The organism is Streptomyces sp. NPDC058052 (assembly GCF_042885515.1).
Lineage (GTDB): Bacteria > Actinomycetota > Actinomycetes > Streptomycetales > Streptomycetaceae > Streptomyces.
Genome location: NZ_JBHVRX010000056.1, coordinates 21,734 through 31,464 on the forward strand (window position 1 = coordinate 21,734; position 9,731 = coordinate 31,464).

9 protein-coding genes are annotated in these 9,731 nt (G+C 76.2%); all 9 read left to right on the forward strand.

What is annotated here, in order from left to right; all coding sequences use genetic code 11:
• Positions 1-322: 322 nt before the first annotated feature.
• Complete coding sequence (locus ACFVU3_RS38790) at positions 323-1,777, forward strand: tetratricopeptide repeat protein (RefSeq protein ID WP_390073506.1); 1,455 nt, start codon at positions 323-325, stop codon at positions 1,775-1,777.
• Positions 1,778-2,018: 241 nt separating this feature from the next.
• Complete coding sequence (locus ACFVU3_RS38795; protein ID WP_390073507.1) at positions 2,019-3,197, forward strand: NAD(P)/FAD-dependent oxidoreductase; 1,179 nt, start codon at positions 2,019-2,021, stop codon at positions 3,195-3,197.
• Complete coding sequence (locus ACFVU3_RS38800) at positions 3,194-3,511, forward strand: (2Fe-2S)-binding protein (protein WP_189850499.1); 318 nt, start codon at positions 3,194-3,196, stop codon at positions 3,509-3,511. Before ACFVU3_RS38795 ends, ACFVU3_RS38800 begins: the two co-directional genes overlap by 4 nt.
• Positions 3,492-4,898, forward strand: coding sequence for an NAD(P)/FAD-dependent oxidoreductase (locus tag ACFVU3_RS38805; RefSeq protein WP_390073508.1), 1,407 nt, complete (start codon positions 3,492-3,494; stop codon positions 4,896-4,898). The genes ACFVU3_RS38800 and ACFVU3_RS38805 overlap by 20 nt, the downstream gene beginning before the upstream one ends.
• A gap of 84 nt (positions 4,899-4,982) precedes the next feature.
• Positions 4,983-5,882 (forward strand): dihydrodipicolinate synthase family protein, encoded by a 900-nt coding sequence (locus tag ACFVU3_RS38810; protein ID WP_390073509.1) that lies wholly within the window; start codon positions 4,983-4,985, stop codon positions 5,880-5,882.
• 20 nt (positions 5,883-5,902) lie between these two features.
• On the forward strand, positions 5,903-6,907 hold the full coding sequence (locus ACFVU3_RS38815; protein ID WP_390073510.1) for a proline racemase family protein: 1,005 nt from the start codon (positions 5,903-5,905) through the stop codon (positions 6,905-6,907).
• A gap of 14 nt (positions 6,908-6,921) precedes the next feature.
• Complete coding sequence (locus tag ACFVU3_RS38820; RefSeq protein WP_390073514.1) at positions 6,922-7,992, forward strand: proline racemase family protein; 1,071 nt, start codon at positions 6,922-6,924, stop codon at positions 7,990-7,992.
• A complete protein-coding gene (locus ACFVU3_RS38825) occupies positions 7,989-8,927 on the forward strand; it encodes an ornithine cyclodeaminase family protein (protein ID WP_390073511.1) in 939 nt (312 codons plus the stop codon). The genes ACFVU3_RS38820 and ACFVU3_RS38825 overlap by 4 nt, the downstream gene beginning before the upstream one ends.
• 49 nt (positions 8,928-8,976) lie before the next feature.
• Positions 8,977-9,693 carry a GntR family transcriptional regulator gene (locus ACFVU3_RS38830; RefSeq protein ID WP_390073512.1) on the forward strand — a complete coding sequence of 239 codons (717 nt, stop codon included), beginning with the start codon at positions 8,977-8,979 and terminating at the stop codon, positions 9,691-9,693.
• The last annotated feature ends 38 nt before the right edge of the window (positions 9,694-9,731 follow it).

Sequence of the window (9,731 nt, forward strand, 5' to 3'; positions counted from 1 at the left end):
GTCGCGGGCCCCGGCCGCACTCTGCCACAACCGGCCCCGCCTCCGGGGGCGTTGACCCCGGTGGCTCCGGAGGAGGTCCGGGGCCACGGGCGGGGCGGGGCGGGGACAGGGTCCGGCGCCGACGCGCGGCGCGCGGTGCGCGGTGCGCGGGTCGCGGGGCGCACGGAGGCGCGGGCGGAGTGCGGGGGGAACGGGCGGGGCACGCTCCCGGTGCCGGCCGGGCGAGCCCCGCTCCGCCCGGGGCGGGCGTACGGCCGGTACCGGGCGGGCCGCCGCCCGGCCGGCACCCGGCAGCACCCGAGGAACCGAGTGAGGAACCGCATTGGCGACCGACCGTCACGGCACCACCCTGTACGCCTGCACCCCCGAGGGCGCGGACCATCTGGACCGGGCCGTCGAGGCCCTGCTCTTCTTCCGGCCCGAGGTGGCCGCGGCCGTCGAGGACGCGCTGGCGGCGAGCCCCGAGTCGCCCGACGCCCAGGCGTTCGCCGTCTACCTGGGGGTGCTCGGCACCGAGCACACCGGCGCCGCCGCGGCCCGCGCGCGCTTCGGCCGCTACCTCGCCGGCCGCGACACGACCGCCCTGCCCGCCCGCGAGCGGCTCCACCTGGCGGCGGCCGGGGCCTGTCTCGCCGGGGACCTGCACGGGGCGGGCGACCTCCTGGAGGAGCTGTCCCTCGCCCACCCGAGGGACGTGCTCGCGCTCTTCGCCGGGCACCAGCTGGACTTCCTCACCGGTGACGCCGTGCGGCTGCGGGACCGGATCGGCGGCGCCCTGTCGGCGTGGGGGAGGGCCGACGAGCACCGGGGGCCGCTGCTCGGCATGTACGCCTTCGGCCTGGAGGAGTCCGGGCACTACCGGCGCGCGGAGGAGACCGGACTGGCGGCGGTCGAGCGGCATCCGAGGGACGTGTGGGCCGTGCACGCCGTCACCCACACCTACGAGATGCAGGGCAGGATCGCCGAGGGCGTCGCCTTCCTGGACGCGCGGGCGGACGACTGGACCCGGGGCAACTACCTGACCGTGCACAACTGGTGGCACTACGCCCTGTACGCCCTGGAGGCGGGTGCCGAGGAGACCGCGCTGCGCGTCTACGACGCCGCCGTCCACCACGGGGAGTCGGCCGGGCTCGCGATGGAACTCCTCGACGCCGCGGCGCTGCTGTGGCGGATGCGGCTGGCCGGGCGGGAGGAGCCGGAGCGCTGGGCGCGGCTCGCCGACGCCTGGGCGGAGCGGGCCGATCCGCCGTTCTACGCCTTCAACGACGCCCACGCGGTGATGGCCTACGTGGGGGCGGGCCGGATCGCGGAGGCGGAGCGGCTGGTGGACGACCGCCGCCGGTGGCTGGCCGAGGACGACGGGGACCGGCGCTCCCTCTCCAACCACGCCATGACGGCGGAGGTCGGACTCCCGGTCTGCGAGGCGCTGGTGGCGCAGGGGCGGGGTGACCACGCGGCGGTGGTGGAGCTGCTGTGGCCGGTCCGGCGCCGGATCCAGGTGTTCGGCGGCAGCCACGCCCAGCGGGACGCCGTCCAGCGGACGCTGCTGGAGTCGGCGCTCGCCGCCGGCGACCACGACCGGGCCCGGCTGCTGCTGAGCGAGCGGGACGGGCTGCGCCCGGACAGCCCGTACAACTGGCTGGGCCGGGCGCGGCTGGCCGACGCGATCGGCGACGCGGCCCTGGCGGCGGTGGCGCGAGGGAGGGCGGAAGGCGCGGCGAAGGGACTGCGGCCGGCGGCGCCCGGGCTCGGTCCCGTACCGGACTCCCTGTCCTGACCTGGGGGTTCGGCGCCCGGCCGGGAGGGGCCGGGCGTCCGCCTCCCCCCGTTTCCTCACGGAGGCGGACGCCCGGCGGTGCGACTGACGCGTACGGAGGGGTTGTCAGTGCAATTTCACATTACTATGTTACAGCTGCGCGGCGGACGGAACCTCCGCCGGATCGTGTCCCGCCGAACCGTCAGGCGCCCGGGCCCGGAAGGGTCTGGGCACCATCAAAAGAATGTGACATATTACTGCCGTGCCCAAGAGACACTCCCCGGACGTCGTGATCATCGGAGCCGGCGTGGTCGGCGCCGCCTGCGCCTACTACGCGGCCCGCTCCGGACTCACCGTCGCCGTGGTCGACCGCGGTCCCGTCGCGGGCGGCACCACCGGTGCCGGGGAAGGCAACCTGCTCGTCTCCGACAAGGAGGCGGGCCCCGAGCTCGACCTCGCGCTGCTGTCCACGAGACTCTGGCGCGACCTCTCCGCCACACTCCCGCCGGAGACCGAGTACGAGCCCAAGGGCGGGCTCGTCGTGGCGCCCGACGAGCCCGCCCTCAAGGCCCTCCGCGCGTTCGCGGAGGGCCAGCGGGCGGCCGGCGTCACCGCCACCGAGATCCCCGCCGACCGGCTCGCCGACCTCGAACCCCACCTCGCCCCCGGCCTCGCCGGCGGCTTCCACTACCCGCAGGACGCCCAGGTCCAGCCCGCCCAGGCCGCCGCCCGGCTGCTCGCCGCCTCCGGCGCCGAGCTGCACCTCGGCGAGGAGGTCACCGCCGTCCTCCGCGGCCCGGCCGGAGCCGTACGCGGCGTGCGCACCACCCGCCGCGAACTCCTCGCCCCCGCCGTCGTCAACGCCGCCGGCACCTGGGGCGGCGAGGTCGCCCGGCTCGCCGGCGTCCCCCTCCCCGTCCTGCCCCGCCGCGGCTTCGTCCTCGTCACCGAACCCCTGCCGAGGATCGTCCGGCACAAGGTCTACGCCGCCGACTACATCGCCGACGTGGCCAGCGGCTCCGCCGCGCTCCAGTCCTCCGCCGTCGTCGAGGGCACGCCCGGCGGACCCGTCCTCATCGGCGCCACCCGCGAACGCGTCGGCTTCGACCGCTCGCTCTCCACCGAGGCCCTGCGCCGGCTCGCCGCCCAGGCCGCCGCGCTCTTCCCGGTCCTCGCCGACGTCCAGGTGCTCCGCGCCTACCACGGATTCCGCCCCTACCTCCCCGACCACCTCCCGGCCATCGGCGCCGACCCGCGCGTCCCCGGCCTCCACCACGCCTGCGGCCACGAGGGCGCGGGCATCGGCCTCGCCCCCGCCACCGGCGTCCTCGTCGCCGCCGCGCTCACCGGCGCCGAGCCCCCGCTCGACCCGGCACCCTTCCGCCCCGGGCGGGACTTCGGCCCCGCAGACACCGTCCCCCCGCAGGAGCAGCAGAGTTGACCCGCCGCACCCCGCGCGCCCTCGTCGGAGGAGCGCCGCAGGAGACCTTCACCTTCCGCTTCGACGGACGGGAGATCCCGGCCGCCGCCGGGCAGACCGTCGCCGCCGCCCTCTGGGGCGCGGGCGTCCTCGCCTGGCGCACCACCCGGCACGGCGGCGAGCCCCGCGGCGCCTTCTGCGGGATCGGCCAGTGCTTCGACTGCCTCGTCACCGTCGACGGCGCCCCCAACCGCCGCGCCTGCCTCGTCCCGGCCCGCCCCGGCGGCCTCGTCACCAGCCAGGAGGGAACCGGCCATGACGACCTCGCCGTCTGACGCCCGGACCGGCCCCGTGGACCTCGCCGTCGTCGGCGCCGGACCCGCGGGCCTCGCCGCCGCCGTCACCGCCGCCGCGCTCGGCCGCACCGTCGCCCTGCTCGACGCGGGCACCCGCCCCGGCGGCCAGTACTACCGCCACCCCGACCCGGCCCTCGGCGCCGACCGCCCCCAGGCCCTGCACCACGACTGGGCCGCCTTCGCGAGCCGCGAGGCCGAGCTGCGCGCCCACGAACGCGCGGGCCGCGTGCGGTACCTGGCGGGCCATCAGGTCTGGAGCGTCACCGGATCCGGCACCGATTGGACCGCGCACGCCCGGACGGACGAGGGTGCGGCGGAGCCCGTACGCGCTCGCGCGGTGCTGCTCGCCACCGGGGCGTACGAGCGCCAGCTGCCCTTCCCCGGCTGGACCCTGCCCGGGGTCGTCGGTGCCGGGGGAGCGCAGGCCATGCTGAAGAGCGGGCTCGTGCTGCCGGGCCGCCGGGTCGTGGTCGCCGGAAGCGGCCCCCTGCTGCTCGCCGTCGCCGCCTCCCTCGCCGCCGCCGGCGCCCGGGTCCCCGCCGTCGTCGAGGCCGCCGGGTACGGACCGTACGCGCGCCACACCGGCACCCTGCTGCGCAATCCGGCCAAGCTCGCCGAAGGCGCCCTGTACGGCGGGGCGTTGCTGCGCCACCAGGTCCGCCCGCTGCTGCGGCACGCGGTCGTCGAGGCGCACGGCACCGACCGGGTCGAGGCGGTGACCGTGGCCCGGCTCGACCGCGACTGGCGGCCCGTGCCCGGCACCGGCCGGCGCGTCCCCTGCGACGCGCTCGCCGTCGGCCACGGCCTGGTCCCCGAGCTCTCGCTCGCCACCGCCCTCGGCTGTGCCACCCGCACCGCCGCCGACGGCACCGTCGCGCTCGTCCTCACCCCCGGCCTGCGCACCTCGGTGCCCGGTGTCTGGGCCGCGGGTGAGACCGGTGGTGTCGGAGGAGCCCAGCTCGCCCTGACCGAGGGCGAGATCGCCGCCCACGCCATCGCCGGCCGGGCCGTGCCCGCCGCTCTCGCGCGGCGCCGCGCGCGGCTGCGGTCCTTCGCCGACGCGATGGGCGCCGCCCACCGGCCCGGTCCCGGCTGGACCGGCTGGCTCCGTGAGGAGACGGCGGTCTGCCGCTGCGAGGAGGTGCCCGCCGGGCGCGTCCGCGAGGCGGTGGAGGAGCTGGGTGCCACCGACGCCCGCACGGTCAAGCTGCTGACCCGCGCGGGGATGGGCTGGTGCCAGGGTCGTATGTGCGGTCCGGCCGTGGCGGCGCTGGCCGGTGACGGACCGGCCCCCGACCGGCGTCCGCTGGCCTGCCCGGTCCCGCTGCGGCAGCTCGCCGAGCTGCCGTCCGAGACGGCTTCCTGACTCCCTTTTTCTCCGGCGTTCACACTCTTGTGGCCGCCGCACACCTCTTAGTAAAATGTCACACACTACAAAGGAGTACGTACGATGACCGACACCCGCACCCGCCCCTGGCACGGCATCATGGTCGCCACCACGCTGCCGCTGCGCGAGGACCTCTCCGTCGACCTCGACGCCTACGCCGACCACGTCCGCTGGCTCATCGCCAACGGCTGCGACGGCGTCGTCCCCAACGGCTCGCTCGGCGAGTACCAGACCCTGACCGACGCCGAGCGCGCCGCGGTCGTCCGCACCGCCGTCGAGGCCGCGGGCGACGGCTCCCGCGTCATGCCCGGCGTCGCCGCCTACGGCTCCGCCGAGTCCCGCCGCTGGGCCGAACAGGCCGCCGAGGCCGGCGCCGGCTCCGTCCTCCTCCTGCCGCCGAACGCCTACCGCGCCGACGAGGAGGCCGTCCGCGCCCACTACGCCGAGGTCGCCCGGGCCGGCGTACCGATCGTCGCCTACAACAACCCCATCGACACCAAGGTCGACCTCACCCCGGCCCTCCTCGCCCGCCTGCACGCCGACGGACACATCGTCGCCGTCAAGGAGTTCAGCGGCGACGTCCGCCGCGCCTACGAGATCGCCGAACTCGCCCCCGGGCTCGACCTCCTCATCGGCGCCGACGACGTCCTCCTGGAGCTGGCCATCGCGGGCGCCGTCGGCTGGATCGCCGGCTACCCCAACGCCCTCCCCGAGTCCGCCGCCACCCTCTACCGCGCCGCCGTCGCCGGCGACCTCACCACCGCGCTCCCGCTCTACAAGTCCCTGCACGGCCTCTACCGCTGGGACTCCAAGACCGAGTTCGTCCAGGCCATCAAGCTCTCCATGGACCTCGCCGGCCGCCCGGGCGGTCCCACCCGCGCCCCGCGCCTCCCGCTCACCGGCGCCGTCGAGGCCGCTGTCCGCGCCGCCACCGAGAAGGTCCTGGCCGAGGGCCTCCGCTAGATCCAGGGGGAAGACAGCCCATGCGCACCCGACACGTCTACCACGCGGTGGACTCCCACACCGAGGGCATGCCCACCCGGGTCGTCACCGGCGGAGTGGGGGTGATCCCCGGCGCCACCATGGCCGAGAAGCGACTCCACTTCATCGAGCACCGCGACGACCTGCGCACCCTGCTCATGTACGAGCCGCGCGGCCACGCGGCCATGAGCGGCGCGATCCTCCAGCCCGCGACCCGCCCCGACGCCGACTACGGAGTCCTCTTCGTCGAGGTCTCCGGCCTGCTCCCGATGTGCGGCCACGGCACCATCGGCGTCGCCACCGTCCTCGTCGAGACCGGCATGGTCCCGGTCACCGAACCGGTCACCACCGTCCGCCTCGACACCCCGGCCGGACTCGTCTCCGCCGCCGTCCGCGTCGAGGACGGCGCCGCCCGCTCCGTCACCCTCACCAACGTCCCCGCCTTCAGCGTCGGACTCGACCTCAAGACCGAGGTCCCCGGGTACGGCACCGTCACCTACGACCTCGCCTACGGCGGCAACTTCTACGCCTTCGTCGAGCTCGACGCCCTCGGTCTCCCCTTCGACCGCGCCCACAAGCAGGAACTGATCACCGCCGGCCTGGCGATCATGGACGCGATCAACGCGGGCGACGACCGGCCCGTCCACCCCGAGGACCCGGCCGTCGCCGGCGTCAAGCACGTCTACCTCGCCGCCCCCGGCTCCGATGCCACCCGTTCCCGGCACGCCATGGCCATCCACCCCGGCTGGTTCGACCGCTCTCCGTGCGGCACCGGCACCAGCGCCCGCATGGCCCAGCTGCACGCCCGCGGACTGCTGCCCCTGGACACCGACTTCGTCAACGAGTCCTTCATCGGCACCGAGTTCACCGGACGGCTCGTCGCCGGGACCACCGTCGGCGGAAGGCCCGCCGTCGTGCCCACCGTGACCGGGCGGGCCTGGATCACCGGCACCGCCCAGTACTTCCTCGACCCCACCGACCCCTTCCCCGCGGGATTCCTGCTGTGAGCGCCCCCGAGACCGTGGCCGACCCCGCGCCCGCCCCCGCGTCCGTCCCCGGACCGGACGGGATCCGCGTCACCGACTACCACACCGCCGGCGAACCCTTCCGGATCGTCGCGGACGGCCTGCCGCCCGCCCCCGGCGACACCGTCGCCGAACGGTGCGCCACCGCCATCGGCTCCGGCGGCTCCGGCACCGCCCCGCGCCCCGGCCCGCTGGACGCGCTGCGCCGCTTCCTCGTCCAGGAACCGCGCGGCCACGCCGGGATGTACGGCGGGTTCGTCGTCCCGCCCGACGACGACGGGGCCCACCTCGGCGTCCTCTTCTGGCACAAGGACGGCTTCTCCACCGCCTGCGGCCACGGCACCATCGCCCTGGCCGCCTGGGCCGTCGACACCGGCCTCGTCCCGGCCGGTGACGGGGACCGGGACGTACCCGTCCGCGTCGACGTGCCGTCCGGCCGGGTCACCGCCACCGTCCACCGCTCCGGAGGCCGCACCACCGGCGTCACCTTCCGGAACGTGCCCGCCCGGGTCACCGCCCGCAAGGTGCCCGTCGCCACCGGTCTCGGCATCGTCGAGGTCGACCTCGCCCACGCCGGCGCCTGCTACGCCTCCGTCCCCGCCCGCGACCTCGGCCTCACCGTCGACCGGGCCTCCCTCCCGGAACTCACCCGGGTGGGACGGGAGATCCGCACCGCGCTCGCCGGCCACCCCGCCACCTGGCATCCCGACGGGCCGCTGCTCTCCGGCGTCTACGGCGTGATCCTCCACGAGGACCTGCCCGACACCCCGGACGGGCCGCGCCAGCGGAACGTCACCGTCTTCGCCGACGGCCAGATCGACCGCTCCCCGTGCGGCTCGGGCACCTCCGCCCGGCTCGCCCTCCTCGCCGACGAGGGCCGGCTGAAGGAGGGGCAGGTCCTCACCCACGAGTCGATCGCCGGCACCGCCTTCACCGGCCGCGCCGTCCCCGGCGGCGACCCCGCCGGCGGCCTCGTCACCGAGGTCACCGGCACCGCCCACCGCACCGGCGAGACGCACTTCACGCTCGACCCGGACGACACCCTCGGCGCGGGGTTCCTCCTGTGACCGCGCTCCCGTACCTCGACGCGGGCGCCGTCACCCGGCTGCTCGCCCCGGCGGCGGCCGTCGAGGCACTGGCCGAGGTCCTGCGGGCGGGGCTCGACCCCGAGACCTGCCCGCCCCGCTCCGCCGTCCCCGTCCCGGCCGGCGAGCTGCTGCTCATGCCCGCCGCCGCCGGGGGCTGGGCCGGGGTGAAGATCGCCGGGGTGGCGCCCGGCAACGCCGCCCTCGGGCTGCCCCGCATCACCGGGAGCTACCTGCTCCTCGACGGGGCCACCCTCCGGCCGCGCGCCCTGCTCGACGGCGCCGCGCTCACCGCCCTGCGCACCCCGGCCGTCTCCGCCCTGGCGGTCCGTCACCTCACCTCGGGGGAGCGGCCGTCGCGGGTGGTGGTGTTCGGCTCGGGACCGCAGGCGTACGGACACGTCGACGCGCTCCTCGCGGTGCGGAAGCTCGCCTCCGTCACCGTCGTCGCCCGCGACCCGGCACGGGCCGAGGGGCTCGCCGCGTACGCCCGGGGCGTCGGAGTCCCCGAGGCCCGCACCGGGACCGCGGACGAGGTGGCCGAGGCGGACCTCGTGGTGTGCTGCACCACGGCCCGCTCACCCCTCTTCGACGGGGGGCGGGTGGCGCCGGGGACGGTCGTCGTCGCCGTCGGTTCGCACGAGCCGGACGCCCGTGAGACCGACACCGCCCTCGTCCGCCGCTCCGAGGTGTGGGTCGAGGCGCGGGCGGCGGCCCTGCGGGAAGCCGGTGACCTGCTGATCCCCGAGGCGGAAGGGGCGATCGGGCCCGGTCACGTCACCGGCACCCTCGCCGATCTCGTCCGGGGGCCGGCGCTGCCCGCCCCGGGACCGGCTCCCCGCCTCTTCAAGAGCGTGGGCATGGCCTGGCAGGATCTCGCCGTGGCCGTCGCGGTCCACCGGGCGGCCATCGGCTGAGAAACGTGACATTGTACGCTGGGCGCCTGCGGATTCTCGGAGGTACGGCGTGGGTGACCTGAAGCAGCACAGTCTCATCAAGGCCCAGGAGCGGCTTCGCGACCAGGTGGGCCACGCGCTGCGCGCGGCGCTCACGGCCGGTGAGCTGAAGCCCGGGACCGTCTACTCGGCCCCGGGCCTCGCGGCGGAGCTCGGCGTGTCGGCCACCCCGGTGCGCGAGGCCATGCTCGACCTGGCCCGCGAGGGCCTCGTCGAGCCGGTGCGCAACAAGGGCTTCCGGATCACCGAGGTCAGCGAGCGCGAGCTCGACCAGTGCACCGAGCTGCGCATGCTCATCGAGGTGCCCACGGTCGGCCGGATCACCGAGACCGCGACGGCCGAGCAGCTGGAGGCGCTGCGCCCGCTGGCGCGGGAGATCGTCGTCAACGCCCGCGAGCACAACCTCATCGGCTACCTGGAGGCGGACCGGCAGTTCCACCTCACCCTCCTCGGCCTGGGCGGCAACGACCGGCTGGTGGAGACCGTGGGCGACCTGCGCAAGCGGTCCCGCCTCTACGGGCTGACCGGACTGGACGAGGCGGGCAAGCTGGTCTCCTCCGCCGAGGAGCACGTCGAACTGCTCGACCTCATGATCGCGCGCGACCGGGCGGGCGCCGAGGAGTGCATGATGCGCCACCTCGGTCACGTCCGCTCGCTCTGGGCCGAGGCCCGGGACGAGCCGGTCGAGCCGGCGGCCGGCGCCCTGCGCCCCGTACGGAAGAAGTGACCTGACGGACGCGAACGGCGCGCCGCACCCCCAGGGGG

Coding starts and splice junctions, on each gene's coding strand:
- ACFVU3_RS38805 (WP_390073508.1), top strand. CDS start 3,492: ATGACGACCTCGCCGTCTGACGCCCGGACCGGCCCCGTGGACCTCGCC.
- ACFVU3_RS38810 (WP_390073509.1), top strand. CDS start 4,983: ATGACCGACACCCGCACCCGCCCCTGGCACGGCATCATGGTCGCCACC.
- ACFVU3_RS38815 (WP_390073510.1), top strand. CDS start 5,903: ATGCGCACCCGACACGTCTACCACGCGGTGGACTCCCACACCGAGGGC.